The organism is Actinomadura craniellae (assembly GCF_003289645.1).
Taxonomy (GTDB): Bacteria; Actinomycetota; Actinomycetes; order Streptosporangiales; family Streptosporangiaceae; genus Actinomadura_D; species Actinomadura_D craniellae.
In genome coordinates, this window is the sequence record NZ_QLYX01000001.1 from 529,806 (window position 1) to 556,675 (window position 26,870).

The following is a 26,870-nucleotide window of genomic DNA, read 5'->3' on the forward strand; positions in this document are numbered from 1 at the left end:
CCGGGGGCCGGGCCGCTATCGGCGGGACCGTCAGCAGTTGGTGGTGCAGGCGTTGCTGCCGGTGTTCCCGCTACCGCAGTTGTCGGAGGTGTCGGCGCCGATCACCCAGGGAGCGGGTCCGTTGCTGACCAGCCGAACGTTGAGGAGGAAGTCGTCCGCGCGGAACTCGGTGTCGGGAGCGGACATGTCGGTGTCGGTGTTCATCAGAGGCGTTCCTTTCGGTGCTACTCGGGGGTGGAGAAGGTGATGACGAGGCGGCTGTGCCTCTTGTCGACCACCAGGCCGCCGGGAAGAGCGTGGGCAGGAGTCCGGGCCGGGTGGACGTGCAGGGTCGGGGACGGGCGGCCCGCCGCGTCCCACGCCCGAATCTGGTCGGTCATCCGGGTGGCGGCGGCGGTGGCGTCCGGCCCGTGGGCGTAGGCGCCGAGTTCGAAGAAGGTCCTCTCCTCGTTCGGACGCACGCCCGCCTGGTAGCAGAGGTTCGGCCCGTCGACGAACGCGGCGTTTCCGAAGCGGCGATCCGGCTTGACCAGGCCGCTGTCGACGGCGGGCTGCGAGGCGACAAGCAGCGCGAATCCGGGGCTGCGGGCCGCCAGCCACAGATCCAGGTCCGGGACCGGCCGCCACGCTTTGATGAACACCTGCGACCAGGACTCGGCCCGGTCGGTGTCCAGCACACCTTCGAGCGCGTCCCCGTCGACGTGCCTGAGGGCGCTGTCGTCCTCGTCGAGCCACAGGTGCACGCCGTCGGCCAGCGGGACAGCGCGGCCGGTGCTCTCGCCGGCGCCCTGCATCGGGACGAACCCGCACAGCAGATGGTTGCTGCTCACCAGATGGCCGCCGGACTTGCGCAGCGCCCAGCTACGGGTCATGCCCAGGGTCCGCAGCGGGACGACCAGCACCCCGGTGTCGGTGAGCTGGCTGCTCCACGCGGGTGGGATGTCCCAGGCACCGACCGTCACGATGATCAGGTCGTAGGAGCGGCGCGGCTCGACCTCGAACTCCGCATCGGCACAGATGACCGTCACGTCGTTGTATCCGGCGGCGTCCAGACAGGTGCTCGCCCGGTCGGTGACCTCCGGGTCGATGTCTACGGTGGTGACTGACCCTGTCGGACCGACCAACTCCCGCAGCAGTGCCGCGTTGTAGCCGCCGCTACCGATTTCGAGGACGTGACGTCCGGTGAGTTCACCGAGCGCGTCCGCGGACTGCCTGAGCATCTCGGCGATCATGTTCGGCGCCGAGATCGAGGAGAGGTTCACACCGTCCTCGCTGCGCCGGGTGATGATCGCAGTGTCGGCGTAGGCTTCCTCCAACGGGATGCCCGGAGTGAAGAGCTCTCGGGGGACCGTGCGCAGGGCGCGCTCGACGTCAGGACGCATGGAGTTCCCCAGTCGACCAAAAGCTTTGATGATCTTGTCTACGAGCGCGTTGCGCAGCTCTGCGGAACTGGTCGTCGCGGTGTCGATGCTCATGCTGCCTCTCCCCGGCTTGTCTAGGCCCTCACGGTTCGGATGGCCTGCTGTCGTCCTGCTGCCTGCGTGATCGCCATTCGGTCCTCAACCCGCTCCGAGTTCCGCGAGACGATCACGGTTTCCCAGCCCTCCGGGAGGAGGACCGATCCGATGTACAGGGCGACGAACTGACGGCTGCTCGGCCCGAAGCTCACCGCTCACTCCGGCCACCGCGCATCAAGGCGCGCAGCGACTTCGACCGGGGTCATCGTTCACCGTCACTGACGAATCGGGCCCGGACGGTTTTGCCGCCTGTGCCGGACGCCTGTGTCCACCAGGAGACGGCCAGAGCTTCGACGATGTTCAACCCTCGTCCGTCCTCGGCGGTCTTTTCAGGCGTTCGCCGCTGCGGCATTCCGGGAGCGTCGTCCCAGACAGCGATCTCGATCGTCTCGGTCGTGTGCCGTTCGATGACGAGATGGATCTCGGTGGCGTCATTGACCAGCGAATTCGTCACGAACTCGGACACGCACAGCGCGACGTCCTCCGTCAGAGTGCTGAGTCCCCACTTGCCCAGCGCCTCGGTGACCTTGCCACGGGCCGCTTCGGGTGCGCGGGTACCGACCGTGAGCTTGAAGGCACGCAAGCACTGCGGATCATTGATCGAAGGGAGAACGGAGAACGTCACGAGTGACCCCAGGGTTCGGTGAGCGGCAGTTCCCTACTCGAAGGCGAACTTTGCGTCACCTGACACTGACGCGGGGACCACGGCGGCGGCTAGGGCGTTGCACGACCTTGCACGAAATTCTTCGCGGCCTGGATTTCCTGCTGGGCGGCGTCTCCGTAGACGGCGTGACGCTGCTGATGGTCGAAAACCTTCCCAAAATAGGTCAAATCGGTAGGCTGTGAAGTCTGGAGAACGCCGGACCAGAACTCTTGCCATACCTTGCGGTCGTCGAACAGATAGAAGCCCTCGCCTGGAAAGAGCTTCCGAGTCGCGCCAAGGGGGATGATGCCGACCGCGACATGTGGTCTGCGTGGACCCGCTGCGACCAAGCTGCTGAGGAAATCGAGCTGCTCGGCCATGGCGTCGGCTCCGCCGATCACGTTGTACAGCACGGTCGCCTCGAGCACGAACGAGAAAGCCGGACCACCGCCCTCAGTGACGAGGGGCTGCATGGTCAGCCGGTTGCGAGCTGCGATGTCCACGTCGTGGACCGACAGGCCATGCAATCGTGCCCAGATCAGACGCTGGGTCCGGGCATACTCGAACGTCTGGAGAATGCCGGGGACGTGGAGCGACTCGTAGATGCGCGCCAGCTTTACGCCCTCGAACTCAGAGAGCCCCTGCGCCTGGATCGCCGCCTGCCCCAATTTGAGCCGCCGCCGGTACTCCAGCCACATTGAATCGACTTCGCGACTCGCAGCGATCAGTTCCGGGAGCCGTCCTTCGGCACCGCAGGCGAGTACCCACGTGCGGATATCGGCCTCGGACAGGCGTGTTTTTCCGCTCTCACTCCGGGAGATCTTCGATGCCGAGAAGCCGGTTCTGGCGGCTAGGGCCGCAGCGGACAGGCCGACATCCAGACGTAGATCTCGAAGCCGAACGCCGAGGGCCTGCTTGGCCGCCTCGGATGGTTGATGATCTGACACCAAGGGCTCAAGCGGAGATCGTCTGGGCGCGGTACTCGTGGTGCGGGACCGCAAGCCTCCACGCCCGGTCGAAGGCGTCACGGCAGAACTTCACCACGTCAGGCTCGGTGGAGTACTGCGCCTCCACCAGCTCGCTCGCATCCGCGTCCAGCACGTTGAAGACCACCGCGCTGTCGTCAAGTATCAGGCAGTCGTTGCCAGGTAGGGCCTCTACGGACACCAGACGGCGGGGCAGCCACCGCAGACCCTCACCGGCATCTACGGTGATCCCGCTGTGGATGACGGCCATGCGCTGGTAATCCGACAGAGGCTCGGAAACCACTCTCACCCGATTGAAGGATCGGCCGGTTTCCATGTACGCGGTCGTGAAGTACTCCAACCAGCGACGATAGTGAGCGGTCACAGCGTCCAGGTCGCCGGACCGCCAGTTGTCGAACACCGCAGCATCGGTACCGTAGTAGTCCCGTAGCTCGATCTTGAGCACGTCACGGGCGTTGTCGATCAGGTCCGACCATCGCTGTGTCGAGATCGACTCCATAGCGCTCCTTCACGTACTTCCGGACGAAGTGATCGATGGTCCGGGTGGACAACTCGCAGAACGTCTCATCATCGCCGAGCGCGACGAGTTGCGCCGCGACCTTCGCGCCGCGTCGCTTCCCCTGCACGACCCAGGAGTCACGATCAGTGGCGTAGAAGGTTTCGCACATCTTGTCGCCCGACGAGTCGGGGTCCTTGACGTAGAAGCTAACGACAATGCCGTCTCCAGTATCAGGGGATTGCATGACCTTGCACCTCCGGTCGTGGCGCGAACTGCCACGCTCACCGTAGGGCGCTGCCCCCTGACCGACATGAACCGGAGGAATACCCGCAGCTCAGTCGAGGTGGAATCGCTGTGACATGCCGCGTAGTGCCTCCCGCAGGCTCACCCGCTCGGCGTACACGAGAGACCGTAGCGTCGCCCGCGCGACCGGATGGTTCCGTACAAGCTGAGGTGCGATCCGTTCGGCCACCTGAAGTTCCGCCAAGGCTTTCTCGCGGTCGCCGGTCCACAGCCGGCACTTGGCCAGATCCATGTGATGGTGACCCTGACGGGACGCCGGCAACGCCGCGATAACACGAGGGTCACTGCGTTCTGCAAGCGCGAGCGCCCGGTCGTGCTCTCCGACCTCGATCGCGACGGAGACGCCGTGTACTGCAACATTGCCCGCTGAGAAGGTGAGGGAATGTCGGTCGAAGAAGTCGACCGCCGCAGGCTCCAAGCGGGTTGCAGCCTCACCTGCGACCGTGATCCATCCGCTCGCCTGCTCTGCCGCGCCACTCCTTGCGGCCGAAACCGCCGCGCGTAGGGCGATCGCCCCCCACGCACGCAGGGCGAGAGGCTCCCCGGCATGGTAGGGCTCATCGAGCATGTGCTGAGCCTTCGCCCCCAAAGCGAGTGCGTCGGCGTAGTCCTCGGTGGTCCACATGTCCCACATCCGCATCCACGCTGCCACCGCAGGCAGCACCGGGTCTCCGGACCGATCCGCAGCCCAGGTGGCGCGTTCTGCGGCGATCGCGACCAACTCGGGGTGTCCGAGCGAATGCGCCGCCGTATGTGCGAACTTGCAGGCGACCGCGTAGACCGCATACGCCTCCTCACGCTCTCGACCAGCGGCGGCCTCTGCCAGCGCCCGGCTTTCCCGCAGCAGATCGGGGATCAGCTCCAGCACCTTGCTGTTGAGCGCCGCGTCGCGGAGCGCATGAAGCTGCCGAGTTCGCTTCCACAGGGCCGCCGACGAGGCCGGTCGGCCGTCGAAGACCGGAGCGAGGTCGTAGCGGCGCAGCTCCCGAACGATCGTTGAGGCCGAGACCTGCCACCGGTTCTCCTCGGGAGCCGAGATGTACGGCCGGGCGATGAGGTCATTGGGATGGACATGAAGGGCAGAGGCCAGCCTGTTGATGAGCGCAGCGCTGTCCAGTTCGATCAGACCACGCTCGACCTTCGACACCCACCCCTGGCTCCGCCCCAGCTCCGCGGCGAGGTCAGCCTGGGTGAGACCCAGGCGCAACCGGTACCGCTTCACGCGCTCGCCGATGGTCTCTCGTTCTTCAAGCACAAGACCACTATGTCTCACGCCCCTCCACCCAGCGCATCAGCGAGTCCGTAAACCGGGCCGGTTCCTTCTTCTCCGCGGTGCTCAACCTGCCAGGATTGCCGCTGGCATCGGCGTCGGCCTGAGCCGTCCAATTACGCAGACACGACTCGCTGATACCGAGACTTTTCGCGATCAACGAGACCGGCTTGTCGCCCTGACGGGCCAACTCGATCGCGCGTTACCGGAACTCCGGAGGGTGGTACAGGCACGAACGATCTCCTTCGGAAGATCGTCGAACCATATCTCTCTCAACACCCATGCCCGTCAAACAGGAGCACTATCAAACTGTCCGCGCTACGGGGAAGTCCAAGACGGCACCGACGGCTAGTGGAAGTGTCTCTCACCTGGTGAAGTCCACCCCTTGTCCTTTTTGGCACCGGGTGCCATCATGGCTCGGACTGCTTATCGGCCCGACCTCCCGCGGGCGTTTGTTGCGTTCCAAGGCCAGCTGTCCTGCGTCGTCGGGCCCACCAACGTGGAGGTAACCCATGGGACGCTTGACCGGCAAGGTCGCTTTCATCACCGGTGCCGCTCGGGGCCAGGGGCGCGCGGAGGCCGTCCGGCTCGCCGCCGAGGGCGCGGACATCATCGCGATCGACATCGCCGGGAACCCCAGCGCGTACGTCAAGTACCCCGAGGCCACGCAGGACGAGCTGGACGAGACGGCCAAGCTCGTCGAGGAGCAGGGCCGGGGCGCCCTGGTCCGGCAGGCGGACGTGCGCGACCTGGCCGCGCTGGAGGCGGTGGTCCGGGACGGCGTCGCCCGGTTCGGCCGGCTGGACATCGTGGTGGCCAACGCGGGCATCGTGAACTACGGCCGCACCTGGGAGATCACCGAGGAGCAGTGGCAGGACCTGATCGACATCAACCTCACCGGGGTGTGGAAGACGGTCAAGGCCACCGTGCCGACGCTCATCGAGCAGGGCCAGGGCGGCTCGATCATCATCACCAGCTCGGTGGCGGGCCTGAAGGGGCTGCCCTTCCTCGCCCACTACGCCAGCTCCAAGCACGGTGTCGTCGGCCTGGCCAAGACCCTGGCCAACGAGCTGGGCGAGCACGACATCAGGGTCAACACGGTCCACCCGCACGGTGTCCGGACCGGCATGACCGACGGCTCGATGCAGGAGTACCTGGAGCAGTCGCCCCTCCTCGGCCCCCTCTACATGGGGACGCTGCCCTACCAGGTGGTCGAGCCGGAGGACATCGCCAACATGGTCGCCTTCCTGGCCTCCGACGAGGGCAAGTACATCACCGGCGCCCAGATGCGCGTCGACCTCGGCGCCCTCAACCGGTAGGTCACCGCGCACCACGGCCGAGCCGCGCTCTCGTCCACCCGTTCCGGCGGAGGGACGAGAGCGCCTCGGGCAGGCGGACGTCCGGGCGCAGCGGAGCGGCCGAGCGCGCGCGGACCGCCGCCACCGCGACCCCGGACCCGTAGGCGACGTCCTCGGCGAGCCGCAGGACGAGGTAGCGGGCGGGATCGACGGCGGGCCGCTCCCGCAGCCACTCCAGCGCGATGGGCGTGACCATCGCCGCGGCGGCGGCGCGGGCGAGGCCGCCCGACCGTGTCCGGCGCCCGCAGCCGGCCAGGGCGAGCAGGCCGACCGGCCACCACTCGCGGCGCAGCGCGTGCCCGAGCCCGGCGGCGTCGGCGACGACGCCCTTGGCGACGATGGTGACGGCCAGCTCCGGCCCGGCGGGCAGCCGTGCCAGCCGCCGGGCCAGCAGCGCCGCCGCCAGACCCCCGCACGCGACGGCCGGCACCGGGTGCCCCCGGGCGAGCAGGCCGAGGACGGCCAGGTTCCACAGCGACGGGCGGGCGGGGGCGAGCCGGCCGGGATGCCGCCGGGCCAGGTCGGCGGCGGACGTGCCGTACTCGTGCCGCCGCCGGGCCCAGCCCACCGGGTGCAGCCGCGGCGTGTGGGTGACCTGGGCGGCGGGCTCGTAACGGACGTTCCACCCGCGGTCCCCCAGCCGCCAGACGAAGTCGACGTCCTCGCCCAGCCGCATCTCCTCGTCGAACGGGTCTCCCGCCAGCGCCGCCACCCGCACCAGCAGGGTCGCGGTCGGCACGAAGCCGAGCCGGCCGCCCGGGCGCACCAGCGCGGGCCGGCCGCCCATGTCGAGCGCGGACCGGACGGCCTCGTACCGGGCCAGCAGCCGTAGGTCCCCGGGCCGGGGCAGCACCCGGGGGGCGACGGCGGCGACCCGCGGGTCGTCGAAGTGCGGTATGAGGATGTCGAGCCAGCCGTCCCGGGGCCGGCAGTCGGAGTCCACGAACGCGGCGAACGGGGTCTCCACCAGCCGCAGCCCGGTGTTGCGCGCGGCGGCGGGGCCCCGGTTGCGGGCGTGCCGCACCAGCCGCGCGCCGTGCGCCGCGGCCGCGCGGCGCAGCGGCCCGGGGTCCGGCGACCCGTCGTCCACCACGATCGCCGGCACGCCCGCGATGGCCGCCAGGCACCGCTCCAGCTCGTCGGCCCGCCCGAAGGCCGGGATCACGACCGTCACGTCGTGCGGGCCGGGGCGCGGTGCCGGAACCGGACGGGCCAGGCCGTGGTCGAGGAGCTGGCGGGCCAGCGCCCGCCCGACGGGCGAGGGGTCGGCCAGGCCCCGCCCGCCTGCCCGGCGCAGCGCCGCCAGGTGCGGCCGGGCGGCCTCGGCCAGCCGCACCACTTTCCAGGGCGCGCCGCCGGCGGCCACCCGCCCGCCCGACCAGAGGGACGTGCCCTGGTCCAGCGCGACGGGGAAGTCCGCGGGAAGCGCGAAGGAACGCCGGGACGACGGGGCGCTCACGGCCCGGCCCCGCCGGGGTCGAGCAGCCGGCCCCGGGCGTCCACCCGCCCGCCGCCGACCCGGCGGGCGACGGACGCCACCATGGCCCGCACGATCTCGTCGCCCCGCCCGGCCGAGGCCCCGGCTGGGTCGCCGAGGACACCGGACGGCGAGACGGCGCGGACCCCCTGGGCGACCAGCGCGGGCATGATCGCGGCGAGCGGCCGGGTCTCCCCGGTGACCGCGTCGAACGGCCGCACCAGCTCGGGGGCCAGATGCAGCATGACGGAGGTCTCGGTGACCCCGGCGTGCGCGTCGCCGCCCGGGACGCCGCAGCCCGCCCAGGCGACCTGGTGCCCCTCGGCGCGCATCCGGCGCACGGCGGCGTCGAGCGCGGCGACGTTGCCGCCGTGCCCGTTGACGAAGACGACCCGCCCGGCCCACAGCGCGAGCGAGCGCACGGTCTCCACGATCACGGCGCGCAGCGCCTCCTGCCCGATCGAGATCGTGCCGGGGAAACCGGCGTGCTCGCCGCTGGCGCCGTACGCGATCGCCGGTGCGACGAGCACCGGGGGGCCGGCCAGCGCGCCGGCCACGCGTTCGGCGACGGCCCGGGCGATCACGGTGTCGGTGGACAGCGGCAGGTGCGGCCCGTGCTGCTCGGTCGAGCCGACCGGCACCAGGACCAGCGGGTCCGCCCGGATGTCCGGCCAGGCGGCGCCCGCCAGATCGCCGTCCCCCGGCATGTCAGTCCGCCCCGCCGCCCAGCGTCAGCCGGAAGCCGGGCGGGATGACCAGGTCGTCCGGGGACAGGTCGTGGACGCTGGAGTGGCCCAGGCCCAGCACGGCCGAGTCCAGGCCGCCGCGCAGGATGTCCAGCACGTTCTCCACCCCGGCCTGCCCGTTGGCGGCCAGGCCCCACAGGTAGGCGCGGCCGACGAGCACGGCCCGGGCGCCCAGGGCGAGCGCCTTGGCCACGTCCCCGCCGCGCCGCACGCCGCCGTCGAGCAGGACCTCGACCTGGTCGCCGACCGCCTCCGCGATGGCCGGCAGCACCCGGATCGTGGCGGGCGTGGTGTCCAGGTTGTTGCCGCCGTGGTTGGAGACCGACAGGGCGCTGACCCCCGCGTCGACGGCTTTCCTGGCGTCGTCCACCCGGGTGACGCCCTTGAGCATGAAGGGGCCACCCCACTCCTCGCGCAGCCACTTCACGTCGTCCCAGGTGGGCGGCGGGGTCTGCATCCACTCGCCGTAGGCGCCGAAGAAGGTGGGGGCGGTGCCGCCCGGCGGCTGGAGGTTGGGCGCGGTCAGGTCGGGGATGCGGCCGGTCTTGAGGAACCGCCACAGCCAGCCGGGCCGGGGGAGGACCTTGGGGGCCATCCGCACCATGGTCTTGAGGTCGATCCGCTCGGGGATGGCGGGGCTGCCCCAGTCCCGGCCGTTGGAGAACGACCAGTCCAGCGTGGCGATGAGCGCCTTGGCGCCGGCCTTCCGGGCGCGCTCCATGCGCTGGATCATCGCGTCCCGGTCGCCGCTCCAGTACATCTGGAAGAAGGTGTTGGGGTTGGCCTCGGCGACTTCCTCGACGGGTTTGCTCGCGAACGAGCTGAGGCCCATGATGACGCCCCGGTTGGCGGCGGCGCGCGCCACCGCGACCTCGCCGTCGGGGTGTACGGCCTGCACTCCGGTGGGGGAGATGACCACGGGGAAGGACGTCTCGACGCCCAGCACCGTGGTGGACAGGTCCCGCTGCGCGTGGTGACCGGCGACGCGGGGGGCCAGGCCGAGGTCGGCGAAGGCCTGCATGTTGTCGTCGATGGTCCGGCCGCGCTCGGAGCCGGCGACCAGCGCGCCGTAGACCATGCCCGGCAGCCGCTTCTTGGCCCTGCGCTGGGCCTCGGCGACGGTCTCGAACCAGGGGTTTCTCGGCATCAGGATGTCTCCTAGCCACGGGGCGGCGGGCGGGCCGTGCGCCCGCCCGCCGCCGGGGGGTTGTCTCAGGTGACCCGCAGACCCGCCAGGGGGTCCTCGGCGCAGGCGCTCACCGGTGGCCGCTCCAGGTCGGGGCGGCGGGTGAGCTGCAGCGGCACCGGTCCCCGGCGGGCCGGGGCGGTGCGGCGGGAGTGGTCGACCGACGGCTTGGGGATGCCGGACCGGTCCTCGGGCCGCCGGGCCAGCAGCGCCTCGCCGTGGCCCTGGACGCACTCGGGGTCGGGGCCGTCCAGCGGCAGGCCGGTGAAGAACTTGGCGGCCATGCAGCCGCCCTTGCAGCTGTCGTAGAAGGCGCACGAGCTGCAGGCCCCGCCGGTCTGCGGTTCGCGCAGTTCCCGGAACAGTTCGGAGTCGCGCCAGACCCCGGCGAAACCGCCGGGCTCCCGCACGTTCCCTGCCAGGAACTCCTCGTGGATGGCGAAGGGGCAGGCGTACACGTCGCCGACCGGGTCGATCAGGCACACCACCCGCCCGGCGCCGCACAGGTTGAGCCCGGGCAGCGCCTGGCCGTAGGCCGACAGGTGGAAGAAGGAGTCCCCGGTCAGCACGCTCTCGCCGTGCGCGAGCAGCCAGTCGTACAGCTCGCGCTGCTGCTCCTGGGTGGGGTGCAGCTCGTCCCACACGTCGGCGCCCCGGCCGGACGGGCGCAGCCGGGTGAGCCGGAGCTGGGCGCCGTAGGTGTCGGCGAGTTCCTTGAACGCGTCCATCTGCGGGATGTTGTGCCGGGTGCACACCACCGACAGCTTGAAGTTCTTCATGCCGGCGTCGGCGAGGTTGCGCATGGCGCGCAGGGCGGTGTCGTAGGAGCCGGGGCCGCGCACCGCGTCGTTGACCTCGGCGGTCGCGCCGTCGAGCGAGATCTGCACGTCGACGTAGTCGTTGGCGGCCAGCCGCCGCGCGGCCTCGGGGGTGATCCGGACGCCGTTGGTGGAGAACTTGACGCCCACGTGGTGCGCGGTGGCGTAGTCCAGCAGTTCCCAGAAGTCGGCGCGGACGGTTGGCTCGCCGCCGCCGATGTTGACGTAGAAGACCTGCATGGCCTCCAGCTCGTCGATGACGGCCTTGGCCTCGGCGGTGCTCAGCTCGCGCGGGTCGCGCCGTCCCGAGCTGGACAGGCAGTGCGCGCAGGCGAGGTTGCAGGCGTAGGTGAGCTCCCAGGTCAGGCAGATCGGCGAGTTGAGCCCGCGCTCGAACAGGTCGACCAGCCGCGTCCCGGCTGCGGGTTCGGTGACGGTCATGGGGTCCTTTCGACGACCATGGACGACGAGACGAGGGCGGTCAGCGCCGCGTTGTAACGGGCCAGGTCGGAGTCGGGGATCCCGGCCGCCGTGCAGGCGGCCCGGGCCGTGGGCGCGTCGCCGAGGGACTGCACGACCGCCAGCAGGCGGAGATCCTTGAGGAAGGACAGCTTGCGGGTCCCGAAGTGGTAGAGGAGCGCGCCGAAGGGTTCCGGGCGCACCGAGACCTGCGGGTGCAGGTCCCAGGCGCGGTCCAGGTCGATCTCGGACATGGCGGATCCGGTGTCCGGGTCTAGTAGACGCCGCACATGCCGTCGATCGAGACCTCCTCGATGAGGGAGTCGACGACGGCGGGCTCCTCGGTGCGGTCGTCGGCCTGGTCGAGGACCTGGTTCTCGGGGGCTGCGATGTCCATGGGTGCCTCCTCGGCTGGTGGGGTGGCCGTCCGTGCCGGTGTGGCGCGGCCGGTACCACCTGGACTGGGAGGGATACTAAGTGCATCGAGTGCCAAAAGAAAGGCTCCCGAGATGATTTATCGGATTCGCGGATGAGCGCACGGCGTCCGGACGTCCTGGTGGTCGGTGCCGGCGGCAGCGGTGCGGCCCTGGCGGCCCGGCTCAGCGAGGACCCCGACCGCGAGGTGCTGGTGGTGGAGGCGGGGCCGGTGCCGCAGGCGCCGGACGGGTTCCCCGCGGACCTGCTGGACGCGCGGCTCATCCCCGGCGCGCAACCCGGGCACGCCGCCGTCCGGACGTTCCCCGTCCACCTCACGCCCCGCAGCCGCTACCTGGCGGCCAGAGGACGCGTCCTCGGCGGCTCGACCACCGTCAACGGCGGCTACTTCATCAGGGCCCGGCGCGCGGACTTCGACCTCTGGTCGGCCCGGGCGGGCGACGCCCGCTGGTCCTACGAGCGGGTGCTGCCCTTCCTGCGCGCCCTGGAGACCGACCTCGACCACGGGGCCACCCCGCTGCACGGCGACCGCGGCCCGATCCCGGTCCGCCGCCCCGGCCTGGGGCACCCCGCCGCCGCCGCGTTCCAGGCCGCCGCCCGCGAACTGGGCCACCCGGCGGAGCCCGACAAGAACGCCCAGGGCGCGCCCGGATTCGGCGCGCCGCCGTCGAACGCGGTGGACGGCCGGCGGATCAACACCGGCATCGCCTACCTGCTCGGCGCGGCGGCCGGCCGGCCCAACCTCACCGTGGTGGGGGACTGCCCGGTGCGGTCGGTGGTCGTCGGCCGGGGCCGGGCGACCGGGGTCGTGGTCGAGCGCGACCGGCGGCCGGCGGTGCTGGCGGCGGGAGAGGTCGTGCTGTGCGCGGGCTCCCTCGCCTCGCCGCACCTGCTGCACCTGTCAGGGATCGGCCCCGCCGGGGACCTCGCGCGTGGTGGCATTCCCGTCGTCCACGACCTGCCCGCGGTGGGCGCCGCGCTCAGCGACCACCCGCAGGTGGTCCTGGAGTGGACGCCGCGGCGGCCGATGGACGGGCTGTCCGGCTCCTGGCTCGGCGGTGCCCTGCACCTGCCCTCGTCCGGCGGCGACCCGGCGGGGGACCTGGAGATCCTCCAGTCCCTCGTGCCGATGGCCGGGCTGGTCGGCGGGCTGCCGGCGGTTCCCGGCGCGCCCCTGGCCTTCCTCGCGTCGGTGCACGCCCCGCGGACCGCCGGCGGGCTGCGCACCGTGTCGGCCGACCCCGAGGTCCCGCCGCACGTCGACTACGGGTACCTGGAGACCGGCGCCGACCGGCGCCGGCTGCGCGAGGCGGTGCGGGCGACGGCCGCCGTGGTGGCCACCGGGGCCTTCGGCGAGGTGTCCCGCGGGCTGGTGGAGCCCTCGGCCGGGACGCTGGACGACGACGGCCTGCTCGACCGGTGGGTCCGCGCCCGGCTCGGCACGGCCCAGCACACCTGCGGCACCGTGCCGATGGGCCCGGCCGGCGACCCCGCCGCGGCCGTCGACGCCCAGGGCAGGGTGCACGGCCTGGCCGGCCTCCGCGTGGCCGACACCTCGATCTTGCCGGTGGCGCCGCTGCGCGGCCCCGCCGCCACGGCGGTCCTCATCGGCGAGGTGATCGCCGACGCCATCCGCCGGGATTCCGGCTGACGGTTCACGCCCGGGTTCCGGCGCCCTCCAGCACCGCCGCCAGGCCGGCTCCGACCTGCCGGATCGCCTCGTCCATCAGGTCGGACAGCGCCGCCGTGCCCTCGTCCGACAGCCAGTGCTCGTAGGCGGCGACCGAGGCGGCGAGGACGACGTTGCCGGCCAGCCGGGGGATCATCGCCGAGGCCGGCAGGCCGGTGCGCTCGGCCACGAATCCGGTGATGACCGCCCGCCAGGAGATGTAGCGCAGGGTCGCGTCGGCCTGCAGGGTCGGCACGCCCAGGATGAGCTGCATGCGCTGCCGGTGCCAGGGCACGTCCGTCGGGTCGAACCGGTTGAACTCCACCACGGCCCGGCGTACCGCGTCCATCATCGGGGTGTCCGGGTCGGTCCGCTCCAGCAGCGTGCGCAGCTTCCGCAACTGGTCCTCGAAGTCGCCCCACACCAGGTCGTTCTTGGAGGAGAAGTAGCGGAAGAACGTCCGCCGCCCGATCCCCGCCGCCGTCGCGATGTCGTCGACCGTGGTCTCGTCGAATCCCTGCCGGGCGAACAGCTCGAAGGCCAGCCGCTCCAGCGCGGCCCGCGAGGTCACCCGCGGCCTGCCCATGATCCGCTGGGCACCGGCCCTTCCGCCATCCGAGGTCACGGACACCAGGTTCCCATGGCTCCCGCCGCCCACGCGACGGGAGCGCCGGGACGGCTCAGGCCGTGCTCAGGTCGTGCTCAGGTCGAAGGCCGCCGGGAGCTTGGTGCCGAAGAGCATGTCGCCCTTGAGCTTGAGGGTGCCCTCCATGAACGCGGTGACACCGTTGAGGGTGCCCGCGCACAGCCGCAGCAGGTCGGGGGCGGTCAGGATGAGCGTGGTGCGGGCCGCCGGCGCGGGGCCGCGGGCCGACTCGGCGCGGCCGTCGGCGACGGTCAGGTGGTAGATCCGCGGGCCGTCGGGCGTGCTGATGTGCCACTCGATCGTGCCGCGCTCGTTGGGGAAGCGCTCGCCGAGGTAGCGGCCGGGCATCAGGTCGAACACGCGGTCGAGCAGCAGGTCCCCGTCGGACTTCCGCAGGACGTGCTCGACGAGCCGGTCGAACGCGGCCGCGTCGTCGGTGATCTCCACGAGCCGGCGCAGCTCGCCGGGCGTGCTGATCTCCTGGGCCAGCCGGGCGGCGTCGTCGCCGCTCAGGCCGTTCACCGCGGTGTCGGGGCCGTGCTCGGCCGCCTCGCGCAGCAAGGTGTCCAGAACGTTGCCCATCAATCTCTCCACTTCTTTCGGGGCCGGATATCTTTGTGCCATAAATATCTGGCACGTTTCTTGATGGCTCAGATTCTGGAGATGGGATCATGAAACGTCAAGGACTCCACCGAACCGGACCTGAGAACAGGGGAAACTGCGTTCATGGCGACCTACCGCATCGACGAGCTGGCCCGGGCCGCCGGCACCACCGTCCGTAACGTGCGGGCGCTGCAGGAACGCGGCGTCCTGCCCCCGCCCCAGCGGCACGGCCGGACCGGCCTGTACGACGACTCCCACCTCGCCCGCATCCGGCTGACCGTGCAGCTCCAGGAGCGCGGCTACACCTTCGCCTCGATCGCCGAGCTGATCTCGGCCTGGGAGCGCGGCCACGACCTCGGTGAGCTGCTGGGCCTGGAGAAGGTCCTCACCGACCCCTGGACCGACGAGATCCCCGGCCATCTCACCCTCCGGCAGCTCGGCGAGCTGTTCTTCCCCGGCCTGACCCCCGAGCAGCGGGCCGCCCTGCCGGCCGAGCGGCTGGGCGGCTTCCTGGAGCGGGCCGAGCGGCTCGGGTTCATCGAGCCGGCCGGAGACCGCTACCGCGTCCCCAGCCCGCGGCTGCTCAACGTGGGCGCGGAACTCGTCGCCGCCGGGATCCCCCTGGAGACCGTCTTCGACATCGCCGCGCAGATCGCCGACGACTGCCGGGGCATCGCCCGCCGCTTCGTCGACCTCACCGTCCGGCACGCCGGCCTCGACGACGCCCCCGGCCATCACGGGCGCACGGACCTGCCCGACGTCACGCAGCTCATCACCCGGCTCCGGCCGCTCGCCCAGTCCGCCGTCCACGGCCTGCTCGCCCGCAGCATGTACGCCGAGGTCATGGCCACCTTCAGCGACCAGATCAAGAACATCGCCCGGCATGATTGCCCCGCCGACCCGCATCGCCTCCCGCGGCCGCCCGAGGGCGACCCGCGGAAGCCCGCGGAATGAGCGGGTTCCGGGCCTGACGCCCCTCGCGCAGGAGGACATTCCGGTTCTAGCGAACTTAGTCCGGCATATCGGTATCTCATGGGACGCGGTGGTCGTACGGGGTGCGCCGCCGCAGGCCATCACGTCCCTGGAGGTCCCATGCGCGTGGCCCGCCTGCTGGTCTCGGCGTTCCTTCCGCTGCTCGTACTGATGGGCGTGCTGGCGGCGGGCGCACCCGCCGCGCGCGCCGACGGCGGTCCGCTACGGCTGACGGTCGCGCAGCCGGACGAGAAAATAGTCGAGGGCCGGCCGGTACCCCTGCGGTTCCGGCTCACCAACACCGGGCCGACGCCCTGCCGGGTCGCGGTGCTCGCGGAAGGCGCCCTGGCGATCACCTCGGTGCGGCGGGACGGCGAGCCCGTCCAGCCACGGATCACCGCCGCCTACTACAACCGCCCCCTGCCGGGGATGCGGGCGCGGGCCATGGCGACCCTCCCGCCGGGCGGCTCGGCCGCCCTGGACGCCACCGGTCCCTCGCTGTACGGGGAGGTCACGGTCCCCTCGGTGTCCTGGTCGCAGCACGGCCCCTACCTGACCACGCTGTGGCCGGTGGACCGCCGGGGGAAGTACGAGATGACGGCCCGATGGACGCCGCCGCCGGGGGAGACGTCCGGCTGCGCGACGCCGTCCGGGGACGTGGTCGCGCGGTTCACCGTGACGGGCGACCGGTGGTGGGAGAACACGGGTGTACCGCTGGTCCCGCTGGCGGCCGCCGGGGCCGCGGCCGCCGGGCTGCTGATGCTGGTGGTCCTGCTCCTGCTGCTGTCGGCCGCGCGGCGGCGGCGCAGGCGGCGCCGGCACTGGCACCCGGGGCCGTTCGGGGCCGGGGTCTTCGTGGCCGCCCTGGTCGTGTCGATCGTGGGCCTGACCGGGCGGCCCGCCGAGGCCAAGATCGACATCCAGGGCAGCGGCTCGTTCGAGGCCGAGGTGAACGGCTGTTTCGCCAAGTTCGCCGCCAGCGGGGACCCGGCGGGCGTGTACACCCGGGTCAAGAACTCCAAGCGCACCGTGCGCATCAAGGAACGTCCCTACATCAGGTCCAACCCGAACATCTCCTCCTCCCGCACCGCCCCGGACAACATCAAGAACGGGACGCTCGGCAAGAACGGCCGGCCCGGGCCGGGCACCGGATCCACCGTCGAATGGGATCCCAACGAGACCGAGCCCTTCGACGACCAGGTCGTCCCGGAGAAGTGCTCGACGCTCTACCACGAGCTCAGCCACGCCGACGACTACGCCCGCGGGGCCGACAACCCGGCGAGCTGCGGCCGCAGGCCGGGCGACGACATGGTCGCCGAGATCAAGGCCACGATCAACGAGAACCTGTACCGGGCGACCCAACCGGGCCTGAAGCCGCGCACCGCCTACAGCGGCAACAACACCCTGCCCAACGGCCTGGGCGAGTGCAAGAAGCCCCGCACGCCGCCGAAGAAGGGTGCCAAGGAACGCCGCAACTGCTCCCGGACGTCCTGCGGGTCCAACAACGGCGACCCGCATCTGCGTACCTTCGACCAGCGCTACTACGACCTGCAGTCGGTCGGGGAGTTCGTCATGGCCCGCAGCGGCGACGGCACGCTGGAGGTGCAGGCCAGGCACAGCCCCTTCCCGGGGTCGCGGACGGTCGCGGTGGTGTCCGCGGTGGCCGTCAAAGCCGGGCAGAACCGCGTCGGGATCCACCGCAACCCCGGGGGCTCACCGCAGGTGACGGTCAACGGCACCACCGCCTCGCTGCGCGCCGGTGACGTCACCCTGCCCGGCGGGACGGTGCTGTACGGGGAGGACCTTCCGGACGGGAGCGGGCGCCGCACCGTGGGCGTGGTGGTCGGCGAGACCGAGATCCGGGTGGCGCCCATCGAGGGCTGGGGCCTGGACGTGCAGATCGCCCCGGCGGAGTCGCTGCGGAACCGGCTGTCGGGGATCCTGGGGAACTTCAACGGCAACCCGGCCGACGACCTGGTGATACGCGGCGGCAGGTCGCTGGGCGCGCAGCCGTCCGCCAAGGACGTCCACCGCGAGTACGCCGACAGCTGGCGGGTCACCGGCACCACGTCCCTGTTCGACTACGGGCCGGGGCAGAGCACCAGGACCTTCACCGATCGGAGCTTCCCCGACCTGGACGCCCCCGGCCCGTCCAGGGCGGCGCTGGAGGCCGCCGAGCAGATCTGCCGGAACGCCGGGGTCACCGACCCGGTGGCGTTGCGGGAATGCGCCTACGACGTCGCGGTCACCGGCCAGCGCGCGTTCGCGGACGCCGCCGCCCGCCGCGCCGAGGGGACGGCCACCGCCCCCGGGGAGGGCACCGCGGTGCCGGTCGGCGCCCAGCGTCCCCTGCCCGCACCCGGCGCGACCCTGCTGTTCGCCGGCACCGTCGAGCAGCCGGGGCAGCGCCACGAGTACCGGCTGGACGGCACCGCCGGGCAGATCGTCTACTTCGACGGCCTCGACACCTGCCCGGCCGATCCCAACGCCGGCACCCTGCGCTACACCGTGTACGGGCCGTCCGGGGCCTACGGCCAGGTGGCCTACCTGCGCACCTGCCAGGACGCGGGGCGGATCGTCCTGAAGGAGACCGGGACCCACCGGCTGGTGGTGTACGGGGACCCGGGCGTCTCCGGGGCGTACCGGGCACGGATCCTGGGCGTGCGCGCCGACCGCGCGATCCCGGCGAGCGTGGGCGGGACACTGGCCGGAACGCTCGACATGCCGGGCGCCAACGACGTCCACACCTTCACCGGCACCGCCGGGCAGACCGTGATGTTCGACGGCCTCGACACCTGCCCGGCCGACCCCAACGCCGGCACCCTGCGGTACACCATGTACGCGCCGTCGGGTGCCTACGGCGCGGTCGCCTACGTCCGCACCTGCCAGGACACCGCGAAGATCACCCTCAACGAGAACGGCCCCCACCGGGTGGTGGTGTACGGGGACGCGCTGACGACCGGCGCCTACCGCGTCCGCCTGACCCCCTGAGGTCCGGCGCGCCCGCGACGCCGGAACGCTAGCGCGTGTCGGTGTCGAGGGCGTGCTGGACCAGCGTGGTGAGGACGTGCTTGGCCGAGTCGCGCCGCCGGGCGTCGCACAGCACGATGGGGACCCGGGGGTCCAGGTCGAGCGCCGTCCGGATCTGCCGGGTGGTGTGCCGCTTGGCCCCGTCGAAGCAGTTGACCGCCACGATGAACGGCGTGTTGTGCTCCTCGAAGAAGTCGATCGAGGAGAAGCTGCTCGCCAGCCGGCGGGTGTCGGCCAGCACGACGGCTCCGATGGCGCCGAAGACCATGTCCCGCCACATGAACCAGAAGCGCTCCTGGCCGGGCGTGCCGAACAGGTAGAGCGTGATGCCGTCGGGGAAGGTGATGCGGCCGAAGTCCATCGCGACGGTGGTCGTGGTCTTGCGTTCGACCCCGTCGAGGTCGTCCACGCCCGTCCCGACGTCGGTGAGCTGCTCCTCGGTGCGCAGCGGGCGGACCTCGCTGATCGCGCCGACGAGGGTGGTCTTGCCGACACCGAAGCCGCCGGCGATGAGGATCTTGAGCGCCACGTGGACGCCGTTCTGCCCGGCGAAGGGCAGCCGGGCGGCGGCGAAGGAGCCAGCAGGTGCGCCGGAGGCTGCGTCAGAGGCTGCGAAGGTCATCGAGAACTCTCTGCAGGAGTCGGGGGTCCGGTCGTGCGGTCAGGGGGGTCTCGGCGTGCTCCTCGAGCAGGCCCTGCCGGTACAGGTCCGCCAGGAGCACCTGCACCACGCCCAGCGGAAGGTCCAGTTGCGACGTCAGGTCGGCCACGGTGTGCGGCGTCCGGCACAGCTCCAGCAGCCGCCGCTGGTCGCGGGACATCCGCGCCCACTCATCGGAGACGGCGCCGGTGGCCACCAGGATCGTGACGAGGTCCAGCCGCTTCCCCTGGGGGCGGGTCCGCCCTCCGGTCAACGCGTAGGGACGGACGAGCGGCCCGGCATCGGAGCCGATACGGCGTTCCTTGGGGGACTCCATAGATCATCTCGCGCCCGGGAGGTGCGTCGTGCCCGTGGACGTCGTCCGGGGGGCGGTGCTCAGGCGCTTGTGCAGGCGCTTGGCGAGCAGGGCCATCTCGTAGCCGACCAGCCCGGCGTTCCCCTTCGCGTCGCTGAGCACGGCGAGGCAACTGCCGTTCCCGGCGGCGGAGACGAAGAACAGGGAGTCGTCCATTTCGATGATGGTCTGCCGGACCTCCCGCTTGCCGTAGTGCTCGCGAGCGCCGTTGGCCAGGCTCTGGATGCCGGCCGAGATCGCCGCGAGATGTTCGGCGTCGTCCCGGGTGACGGCGCGCGAGGCGCCCATCACCAGGCCGTCCCGCGACAGCAGCAGGGCCTGCCGGATCGGGCCGACCCGGTCGACCAGGTCGTCGAGCAGCCAGCTCAGGTCACCGGCCGTGTTCTGCTGTGTCATGCCCCACCCCGGTTCTGTCGTTCGTCGAAGATCGGTGGCCGCTGGTCGAAGTCCGGGGGCTGTTCCTCGTCGTCGACGCCGCGGCCGGCGGTCCAGCCGGCCTGGAGCGACGACAGCAGGTCACGGCTGGTCTCCGGGCGGTGTTCGTCGAGTTCGTCGGGGCCGCCGTTCCCGGTCGGGTCCAGCGCGTGCCGTCCCCGCCCGGGCGGCGACGAGCGCAGCTGGGGAGCCAGGTTCTTGAGCCGGGTCCGGCGGGGGAGCCCGCCGGTTTCGTCGTCCTCCTCCGCGTGCATCGTGACCGCCGGTGCCGGTGCCGGTGCCGGTGCGGGCGCGGGCCGGGGAGCGTCCTCCCACGGGAACCGGTTCCTGGCCGGCTGTGGCGCGGGCGGGACGCTCACCACCGCCGGCACGGTTTCCGGGACGAGCGCCGCCGGCCGGTGCGGGATGGCCTGCACCTCGGCGGCGGGCGGCAGCCGGTCGGCGAGGATCACCAGGGACGTCGGGAGGATCACGACCGCGGTGACGCCGTTGTAGGCCGAGAGCTGCAGGGTGACCCTGATCCCGTGGCGGGCGGCGAGCCGGGAGACGACGAACAGCCCGAGCCGTTCGCTGTCGGCCAGGTCGAACTCCGGCGGGTCGGCCAGCCGCCGGTTGATGCCGGCCAGCTCTTCGGGGTCGAGCCCGACGCCGCGGTCCACCACCTCGACGGCCAGCCCGTTGGCGACGAGCTCCGCCCGGACCGTGACCCGGGTGGTCGGGGGCGAGAACGCCGCGGCGTTCTCGATCAGCTCGGCGATCAGGTGGATGACGTCGGCCACCACGTTCCCGGTCACCGCGGCGGGGCAGTCGGCCACCACCTCGACCCGGGGGTAGTCCTCCACCTCGGCCAGGGCGGCGCGCAGCAGGTCGTCCACCGGGACGGGCTCGTCCCAGCCGCGGATGGTCTCGGATCCGGACAGGATGACCAGCCCCTCGGCGTGGCGGCGCATCCGGGTGGTGAGGTGGTCCAGGCGGAAGAGGTCCTCGAGTTCCCGCGGGTCGGACGTCCGGCGTTCCATCGAGTCGAGCATGCGGAGCTGCCGGTGCAGCAGGGACTGGTTCCGCCAGGCGAGGTTGATGAAGACCCGGCTGATCCCCTTGCGCAGCCCGGCCTCGCCCACCGCCGCCTCGATCGCCGCGCGCTGCACCTTGGTGAACGCGTCCGCCACCAGGGCGATCTCCGTGGTCGGCCCCGTGCTCAGGGGGGAGACTGCGGCGGGCACGTCCACCTCCTCGCCCCGGCGCAGCAGGGCGATCACCTGGGGCAGGCGGTTGTCCGCCAGGTGCTGGGCGGCCTGCTGCAGCCCGCGCAGCTCGCGCGCCAGGCTGCGGGCGAACCGTACCGACAGCAGGACGGACGCCGTGACGACCAGAAATCCGAGACCGCCGATCAGGCTGAGCTGCAGCACACCCTGGCGCCCGGCCGCCTCGGTCTGGTCGATGACCACCTCGGCGGAGGCGACCACGGCCTGTTCCCAGGTCTTCGACACCGGGGGGATCGTGGACCGCCACGCCTGGACCACGTCGGGGGGCAGGTCCTGGCGGGAGCTCGCGATGCGGTGCTCCAGCTGCTGGTAGCGGGTGTAATGCGGTGACTGGACGAGGGGTTGCAGGGCCTTGCGCACCTCGTCGTTGAGGCCGGTGAGGGCGACGTCGGTCGCGTGTTTGCGGCTGCCCGCGATCTCGGTGAACGCGGTGCGCTCGGCGGCCGTCAGCTGGCCGCCGCGGCTCAGCATGATCGATATCAGGTTGTCCTCGCGGACCATGTGGTCCCGGGCCCAGTTCGTGTTCGACAGTGCGACGGCGGCCTGGTACACCTCGATGTCGTCGGTCACCGCGATCATGCTGATGACCTTGTTGGTGTTGTCGAACAGGATGTTGTACCGCTGCAAGGCGTCGAGCGGGGTGATCCCGCCCGCGTGGACCGCCGCCCGGAGCTCGTGGATGGCCCGGTACTGCCAGTTGAGGTCGCGCAGCAGCCGCTGGACCGCGCTGTCGAACTCGTCCCTGGCCGCGGGGATGGCCCGGTTCTGGAAGAGTTTCAGGGCGCCGTCCGTGGCGGCCTGGGCCATCCTCAGCTCCCGGGCGCCCTGGCGGCCCCCCGACGCCAGGACGGCGACGGCGACGGACCGCTCCGCCTGGAGCGTCGTCGACATGGCTCCCACGGGCCTGGCGATGTCGTCGACGGCCGAGGCGAGCGTGGTCTTGTCCACCGCGGAGCCGAGGGAGAGGCTCGCGGTGAATCCCCACACGGCCACCAGGGAGGCGAGCGGGAGGACGAGCAGCAGCCCGATCCGGCGGCGGACCGTCCGTCGCCGGACGCGCTTGTGGGAGTTCGGGGCGTCTGCGGGCGCGGGCATGCGCGGCTCCAGCGATCGGGGACTCGGCGCCATATCTAAGTGGCATATAATATCTATGATTGCCGAAATGCAAGTCTTTGCTTACGCGCGCCGACGAAGAGATCGATCAGTCGCCGGGCCCGCGGATCCCGCGACGGCGGCGGTGCCGGGCGTGCTCCCGGCCATGCGGCGAACGGGTCATTTACTGCAAGTGGCTCGCAGCTAGACTTACGTCGTTTGCCGTGTCGAACCGTTCGCGTCCGTGAAGGCAGGTTGGGTGCCATGACCGCGTCCCAGACCCCGACCACCGCCGAGGAACTGCGCGGCGCCGGCCTGCGGGTGACGGCCGCCCGCGTCGCCCTGCTCGAAACCGTCCGGGACGGCGACCACCTCGGCGTCGAGGCGATCGCCTCCGGGGTACGCGACCGGGTGGGCCACATCTCCCTGCAAGCCGTGTACGAGGCGCTCCACGCGCTCACCGCGGCGAGGCTCGTCCGCCGGATCGAACCGGCCGGCAGCCCGGCCCGGTTCGAGGGACGTGTCGGCGACAACCACCATCACCTGGTGTGCCGGAGCTGCGGGGCGGTCAAGGACGTCGACTGCGCCGTGGGGCATCCGCCCTGCCTGGACCCGGCGGACGACGCCGGTTACCTGGTCGACGAGGCCGACGTCACCTTCTGGGGGCTGTGCCCGCGGTGCCGCCCGAAGGCCGGCTGACCGCACTCCCTCAGCGTCGCACCGGAGACGGACGGGACCGGGCCGTTGAGTCCCCGGAAACCGAGAACGTCCGGGCCGGCCCGCAGGGGCCGGCCCGGACGTCGTGATCACGCGGGGATCAGACCGGGGTCAGACCAGGTCGAACCGGTCGAGGTCCATCACCTTGCTCCACGCCGCGACGAAGTCGCGCACGAACTTCTCCTTCGCGTCGTCGCTCGCGTAGACCTCCGCGACCGCGCGCAGCTCGGAGTTCGACCCGAAGACCAGGTCGGCCCGGCTGCCGGTCCACTTGACCTCGCCCGTGGCGTCGTCGCGGCCCTCGAACGCGTTCGCGTCCTCGGACGTCGGCTGCCACGTGGTGCCCAGGTCGAGCAGGTTGACGAAGAAGTCGTTGGTCAGCGTCCCGGGGGTCGCGGTGAAGACGCCGAGCTGCGACTGCTGGAAGTTCGCGCCCAGCACCCGCAGGCCACCGACGAGGGCCGTCATCTCGGGCGCGCTCAGGGTCAGCAGGTTCGCCCGGTCGAGCAGCAGGTACTCGGCCGGCAGCCGGGTGCCCTTCCCGAGGTAGTTGCGGAACCCGTCCGCGACCGGCTCGAGCGCGGCGAACGACTCCACGTCGGTCTGGTCCTGCGACGCGTCCACCCGGCCCGGCGTGAAGGGGACCTCGACGTCGAAGCCGGCGTCCTTGGCGGCCTTCTCGACGCCCGCCGCACCGGCGAGCACGATCAGGTCGGCGAGCGAGATCTGCTTACCGCCGGCGGTGAAGGTCTCCTGGATCCCCTCCAGGGTGCGCAGCACCGTCGCCAGCTCGTCGGGGTCGTTGACCTCCCACCCGCTCTGCGGCTCCAGCCGGATGCGGGCGCCGTTGGCGCCGCCCCGCTTGTCGCTGTCCCGGAAGGTCGAGGCCGACGCCCACGCGGTGGACACCAGCTGGGACACCGACAGGTCCGAGGCGAGGACCTGCTCCTTGAGGGAGGCGATGTCCGCGGCGCCGACGGGCTCGTGCGTCACCGCGGGCAGGGGGTCCTGCCACAGCAGCGTCTCGGCCGGGACCTCCGGGCCGAGGTAGCGCACGACCGGGCCCATGTCGCGGTGGGTCAGCTTGAACCACGCCCGGGCGAAGGCGTCCGCGAACTCGGCCGGGTTCTCCAGGAAGCGCCGCGAGATCTGCTCGTAGATCGGGTCGAACCGGAGCGAGAGGTCGGTCGTCAGCATCGTCGGGGCGTGGGTCTTCGACGGGTCGTGGGCGTCGGGGACGGTACCCGCCCCGGCGCCGTCCTTCGGCCGCCACTGGTTCGCGCCGGCGGGGCTCTGGAACAGTTCCCACTCGTAGCCGAACAGGATCTCGAAGAAGGTGTTGTCCCAAGTCACCGGGGTGTTCGTCCAGATGCCCTCAAGGCCGCTGGTGATCGCGTCGCCACCCTTGCCGGTGCCGAAGGTGCTCTTCCAGCCGAAGCCCTGGTTCTCGATCGGGGCGGCCTCGGGGTCGGGGCCGACGTGGTCGGCCGGGCCCGCGCCGTGGCTCTTGCCGAAGGTGTGACCGCCCGCGATCAGGGCGACCGTCTCCTCGTCGTTCATCGCCATCCGGCGGAACGTCTCGCGGATGTCGCGGGCCGCGGCGACCGGGTCGGGGTTGCCGTTCGGGCCCTCCGGGTTGACGTAGATGAGGCCCATCTGGACCGCGCCCAGGGGGCTTTCGAGCTCCCGGTCGCCGGTGTAGCGCTGGTCGTCGAGCCAGACGGACTCGGGGCCCCAGTAGACGTCCTCCTCGGGCTCCCAGACGTCCTCACGGCCGCCGGCGAAGCCGAAGGTCTCGAAGCCCATCGACTCCAGGGCGACGTTGCCGGTGAGGATCATCAGGTCGGCCCACGAGATCTTCTGGCCGTACTTCTTCTTGACCGGCCACAGCAGGCGGCGGGCCTTGTCGAGGTTGCCGTTGTCCGGCCAGCTGTTGAGGGGGGCGAAGCGCTGCTGGCCGGCCCCGGCGCCGCCGCGGCCGTCGCTGATCCGGTAGGTGCCTGCGCTGTGCCAGGCCATCCGGATCATGAACGGGCCGTAGTGGCCGAAGTCGGCCGGCCACCAGTCCTGCGAGGTGGTCAGCACCTCCGCGATGTCCTGCTTCACGGCCGCGAGGTCGAGGCTGTTGAACGCCGCGGCGTAGTCGAACTCCTCGCCGAGGGGGTTGGCCACGGCGGGGTTCTTGGCAAGGATCTTCAGGTTGAGCTGCTCCGGCCACCACTGGCGGTTTCCGCCGCCCTGGGTCGGGTGGGGGGCGCGGGTGTGCGCGACCGGGCAACCACCTCCGTCCTCCGCCTTCGCGTCTGTGACGATCGCGTCGTGGTTCTCAGACATGGGGAATCCTTCCGGACTAAGCGGAACCTGGTGCTCAGGAACTGCGGGCAGTGGAACAGTCGGGGCACAGGCCCCAGTAGATGACCTCGGCCTCGTCGATCGAGAAGCCGCGGTTGTCGGAGGCGGTCAGGCAGGGCACCTCGCCGACCGCGCAGTCAACGTCGGCGACGACACCGCACGACCGGCAGACGACGTGGTGGTGGTTGTCCCCGATGCGCGACTCGTAGCGGGCCACGGAGCCGGCGGGCTGGATGCGACGCACCAGACCCGCGGCCGTCAGCGTGTGCAACGAGTCGTACACGGCCTGGTGGGACACCTCGGGGAGGTTCTGGCGCACGGCACGGATGATCGAGTCCGTGTCGGCGTGCGGATGCTCGTGCACTGCGCTCAGCACCGCCACCCGGGGACGGGTCACGCGCAGAGCGGCCCCGCGCAGCATCTCCTGGAAGTCCGAGGGCGTGACCACGCGCCACAGAGTGGCCCATTTTCTGGAATCAGTCAAGAATGCGGGAAGTGGAGTCGCCGCGGCCGGATCAGGGGAGCGTCACGGCTTGACGGCGACGCCGCAGAAGGCGGTCACTTCCTCCGGCACCCCCCAGGGGGTGTTCTCGGGCCGCCACCGCGACACCGACACCACGCCCGGCTCGATGAGATGCAGGCCGTCGAAGAACGCGGTGATCTGCTCGGGGGTGCGCAGCTTGTAGGGGTCGCCGGCCTCGGCCCGGGTCTGCTCGGCCTGGGCGGCGGCCTCGGGGGCGACGGCGTCCGTGCCGTCCTCCAGCACCAGGTAGCTGCCCGGCGGCAGTTCCGCCACCAGCCGGTCGCGGATCTCGGTGGCCTGCTCGTCGTCCCAGATGTTGCCCAGGATGCCCAGCATCATCAGGGCGATCGGGCGGGTGAAGTCCAGCGTGCGGGCCGCCTGCTTCAGGACGTATCCGGGGTCGCGGACGTCGGCGTCGACGTACTGGCACACCCCCTCGGGCGTGCTGGTCAGCAGGGCGCGAGCATGCACCAGCACCAGCGGGTCGTTGTCGACGTACACGATCCGGCAGGCCGGGTTGACGTGCTGGGCGACCTCGTGGGTGTTGTCAACGGTGGGGAGGCCGGTGCCCAGGTCCAGGAACTGGGTGATCCCGGCCTCGCCCGCCAGGTGGCGGACCGCCCGGCCCAGGAAGGCGCGCGAGTGCCGGGCGACGTCCACGATCCCCGGGTACACCTGGCGGACCTGGTCGCCGACCTGCCGGTCGACCGGGTAGTTGTCCTTGCCCCCCAGCCAGTAGTTCCACACCCGGGCCGAGTGCGGGGTGGTGGTGTCGACTTCGGGGATCGACTCGCCGGGAGCCGTGGGCTGCTCTGCCATGGAAGGCGCCTTCGTCGTGGAGGCGGGCACGGGT

28 protein-coding genes are annotated in these 26,870 nt (G+C 71.5%); 5 read left to right on the top strand and 23 right to left on the bottom strand.

What is annotated here, in order from left to right; translation table 11 throughout:
* Nucleotides 1-30 precede the first annotated feature (30 nt).
* From DPM19_RS02315 to DPM19_RS37010, 8 genes are all read right to left on the bottom strand, one after another.
* Nucleotides 31-204, bottom strand: coding sequence for an FxLD family lanthipeptide (locus DPM19_RS02315; protein WP_199484786.1), 174 nt, complete (start codon nucleotides 202-204; stop codon nucleotides 31-33).
* A 20-nt stretch (nucleotides 205-224) separates the two neighbouring features.
* Nucleotides 225-1,475: a methyltransferase, FxLD system gene (fxlM, locus tag DPM19_RS02320; protein WP_111863071.1), complete on the bottom strand. Its 1,251-nt coding sequence runs from the start codon at nucleotides 1,473-1,475 to the stop codon at nucleotides 225-227.
* Nucleotides 1,476-1,719: 244 nt separating this feature from the next.
* Complete coding sequence (locus DPM19_RS02325; protein ID WP_158566680.1) at nucleotides 1,720-2,142, bottom strand: ATP-binding protein; 423 nt, start codon at nucleotides 2,140-2,142, stop codon at nucleotides 1,720-1,722.
* 89 nt (nucleotides 2,143-2,231) lie between these two features.
* Entirely contained in the window at nucleotides 2,232-3,107 is an 876-nt protein-coding gene (locus DPM19_RS02330; protein ID WP_233509824.1) for a helix-turn-helix domain-containing protein, read from the bottom strand.
* Nucleotides 3,108-3,114: 7 nt separating this feature from the next.
* Nucleotides 3,115-3,645: a DUF6879 family protein gene (locus tag DPM19_RS02335; RefSeq protein ID WP_111863074.1), complete on the bottom strand. Its 531-nt coding sequence runs from the start codon at nucleotides 3,643-3,645 to the stop codon at nucleotides 3,115-3,117.
* Entirely contained in the window at nucleotides 3,593-3,889 is a 297-nt protein-coding gene (locus DPM19_RS34730; protein WP_146778720.1) for a hypothetical protein, read from the bottom strand. Before DPM19_RS34730 ends, DPM19_RS02335 begins: the two co-directional genes overlap by 53 nt.
* 90 nt (nucleotides 3,890-3,979) lie before the next feature.
* Nucleotides 3,980-5,203: a helix-turn-helix domain-containing protein gene (locus DPM19_RS02340; protein ID WP_111863075.1), complete on the bottom strand. Its 1,224-nt coding sequence runs from the start codon at nucleotides 5,201-5,203 to the stop codon at nucleotides 3,980-3,982.
* Between the two features lie 7 nt (nucleotides 5,204-5,210).
* Nucleotides 5,211-5,408 carry a transposase gene (locus DPM19_RS37010; RefSeq protein WP_158566682.1) on the bottom strand — a complete coding sequence of 66 codons (198 nt, stop codon included), beginning with the start codon at nucleotides 5,406-5,408 and terminating at the stop codon, nucleotides 5,211-5,213.
* Nucleotides 5,409-5,730: 322 nt separating this feature from the next.
* Here DPM19_RS37010 and DPM19_RS02350 point away from each other — a divergent pair, with 322 nt between their 5' ends.
* Nucleotides 5,731-6,537, top strand: coding sequence for a mycofactocin-coupled SDR family oxidoreductase (locus DPM19_RS02350; protein ID WP_111863077.1), 807 nt, complete (start codon nucleotides 5,731-5,733; stop codon nucleotides 6,535-6,537).
* Nucleotide 6,538: 1 nt separating this feature from the next.
* Here the strand turns inward: DPM19_RS02350 and mftF are convergent, their stop codons facing one another.
* The 6 genes from mftF to mftA form a co-directional block, all read right to left on the bottom strand.
* Nucleotides 6,539-8,035, bottom strand: coding sequence for a mycofactocin biosynthesis glycosyltransferase MftF (mftF, locus tag DPM19_RS02355; RefSeq protein ID WP_111863078.1), 1,497 nt, complete (start codon nucleotides 8,033-8,035; stop codon nucleotides 6,539-6,541).
* On the bottom strand, nucleotides 8,032-8,760 hold the full coding sequence (gene mftE, locus DPM19_RS02360) for a mycofactocin biosynthesis peptidyl-dipeptidase MftE (RefSeq protein WP_111863079.1): 729 nt from the start codon (nucleotides 8,758-8,760) through the stop codon (nucleotides 8,032-8,034). Before mftE ends, mftF begins: the two co-directional genes overlap by 4 nt.
* 1 nt (nucleotide 8,761) lies before the next feature.
* A complete protein-coding gene (mftD, locus tag DPM19_RS02365) occupies nucleotides 8,762-9,946 on the bottom strand; it encodes a pre-mycofactocin synthase MftD (protein ID WP_111863080.1) in 1,185 nt (394 codons plus the stop codon).
* A gap of 65 nt (nucleotides 9,947-10,011) precedes the next feature.
* Nucleotides 10,012-11,244 (bottom strand): mycofactocin radical SAM maturase, encoded by a 1,233-nt coding sequence (gene mftC, locus DPM19_RS02370; protein ID WP_111863081.1) that lies wholly within the window; start codon nucleotides 11,242-11,244, stop codon nucleotides 10,012-10,014.
* On the bottom strand, nucleotides 11,241-11,516 hold the full coding sequence (gene mftB / locus DPM19_RS02375) for a mycofactocin biosynthesis chaperone MftB (RefSeq protein WP_111863082.1): 276 nt from the start codon (nucleotides 11,514-11,516) through the stop codon (nucleotides 11,241-11,243). The genes mftC and mftB overlap by 4 nt, the downstream gene beginning before the upstream one ends.
* A 20-nt stretch (nucleotides 11,517-11,536) precedes the next feature.
* On the bottom strand, nucleotides 11,537-11,659 hold the full coding sequence (mftA, locus tag DPM19_RS02380) for a mycofactocin precursor MftA (RefSeq protein ID WP_111863083.1): 123 nt from the start codon (nucleotides 11,657-11,659) through the stop codon (nucleotides 11,537-11,539).
* 132 nt (nucleotides 11,660-11,791) lie between these two features.
* On the opposite strand from mftA, the gene mftG reads away from it, so the two are divergent.
* Nucleotides 11,792-13,348: a mycofactocin dehydrogenase MftG gene (gene mftG / locus DPM19_RS02385; protein ID WP_111863084.1), complete on the top strand. Its 1,557-nt coding sequence runs from the start codon at nucleotides 11,792-11,794 to the stop codon at nucleotides 13,346-13,348.
* A 4-nt stretch (nucleotides 13,349-13,352) separates the two neighbouring features.
* Here the strand turns inward: mftG and mftR are convergent, their stop codons facing one another.
* Nucleotides 13,353-13,991 (bottom strand): mycofactocin system transcriptional regulator, encoded by a 639-nt coding sequence (gene mftR / locus DPM19_RS02390; protein ID WP_233509747.1) that lies wholly within the window; start codon nucleotides 13,989-13,991, stop codon nucleotides 13,353-13,355.
* Nucleotides 13,992-14,057: 66 nt separating this feature from the next.
* Nucleotides 14,058-14,594, bottom strand: coding sequence for an SCP2 sterol-binding domain-containing protein (locus DPM19_RS02395; RefSeq protein WP_111863086.1), 537 nt, complete (start codon nucleotides 14,592-14,594; stop codon nucleotides 14,058-14,060).
* Between the two features lie 144 nt (nucleotides 14,595-14,738).
* On the opposite strand from DPM19_RS02395, the gene DPM19_RS02400 reads away from it, so the two are divergent.
* Nucleotides 14,739-15,569: a MerR family transcriptional regulator gene (locus DPM19_RS02400; protein ID WP_111863087.1), complete on the top strand. Its 831-nt coding sequence runs from the start codon at nucleotides 14,739-14,741 to the stop codon at nucleotides 15,567-15,569.
* A 138-nt stretch (nucleotides 15,570-15,707) separates the two neighbouring features.
* Entirely contained in the window at nucleotides 15,708-18,578 is a 2,871-nt protein-coding gene (locus DPM19_RS02405; protein ID WP_111863088.1) for a VWD domain-containing protein, read from the top strand.
* Nucleotides 18,579-18,606: 28 nt separating this feature from the next.
* Here DPM19_RS02405 and DPM19_RS02410 read toward each other — a convergent pair whose 3' ends face one another.
* The 4 genes from DPM19_RS02410 to DPM19_RS02425 are packed head-to-tail and all read right to left on the bottom strand — an operon-like array spanning nucleotide 18,607 to nucleotide 22,428.
* A complete protein-coding gene (locus DPM19_RS02410) occupies nucleotides 18,607-19,239 on the bottom strand; it encodes a GTP-binding protein (protein ID WP_111863089.1) in 633 nt (210 codons plus the stop codon).
* The gene (locus DPM19_RS02415; protein ID WP_111863090.1) at nucleotides 19,220-19,594 is read right to left on the bottom strand and encodes a DUF742 domain-containing protein; all 375 of its coding nucleotides are present in this window, start codon (nucleotides 19,592-19,594) and stop codon (nucleotides 19,220-19,222) included. Before DPM19_RS02415 ends, DPM19_RS02410 begins: the two co-directional genes overlap by 20 nt.
* A gap of 3 nt (nucleotides 19,595-19,597) precedes the next feature.
* Nucleotides 19,598-20,029 carry a roadblock/LC7 domain-containing protein gene (locus tag DPM19_RS02420; protein WP_111863091.1) on the bottom strand — a complete coding sequence of 144 codons (432 nt, stop codon included), beginning with the start codon at nucleotides 20,027-20,029 and terminating at the stop codon, nucleotides 19,598-19,600.
* Nucleotides 20,026-22,428, bottom strand: a complete 2,403-nt coding sequence (locus DPM19_RS02425) for a sensor histidine kinase (protein WP_158566683.1) — start codon at nucleotides 22,426-22,428, stop codon at nucleotides 20,026-20,028. The genes DPM19_RS02420 and DPM19_RS02425 overlap by 4 nt, the downstream gene beginning before the upstream one ends.
* A 261-nt stretch (nucleotides 22,429-22,689) precedes the next feature.
* Between DPM19_RS02425 and DPM19_RS02430 the strand changes: the two genes are divergently transcribed.
* Nucleotides 22,690-23,124, top strand: a complete 435-nt coding sequence (locus DPM19_RS02430; protein ID WP_111863093.1) for a Fur family transcriptional regulator — start codon at nucleotides 22,690-22,692, stop codon at nucleotides 23,122-23,124.
* 129 nt (nucleotides 23,125-23,253) lie between these two features.
* Here DPM19_RS02430 and katG read toward each other — a convergent pair whose 3' ends face one another.
* The 3 genes from katG to DPM19_RS02445 form a co-directional block, all read right to left on the bottom strand.
* Nucleotides 23,254-25,476, bottom strand: a complete 2,223-nt coding sequence (katG, locus tag DPM19_RS02435) for a catalase/peroxidase HPI (RefSeq protein ID WP_111863094.1) — start codon at nucleotides 25,474-25,476, stop codon at nucleotides 23,254-23,256.
* Nucleotides 25,477-25,510: 34 nt separating this feature from the next.
* Nucleotides 25,511-25,915, bottom strand: coding sequence for a Fur family transcriptional regulator (locus DPM19_RS02440; RefSeq protein WP_407642471.1), 405 nt, complete (start codon nucleotides 25,913-25,915; stop codon nucleotides 25,511-25,513).
* Nucleotides 25,916-26,020: 105 nt separating this feature from the next.
* Nucleotides 26,021-26,836, bottom strand: a complete 816-nt coding sequence (locus DPM19_RS02445; RefSeq protein WP_111863096.1) for an SAM-dependent methyltransferase — start codon at nucleotides 26,834-26,836, stop codon at nucleotides 26,021-26,023.
* Nucleotides 26,837-26,870: the final 34 nt, after the last annotated feature.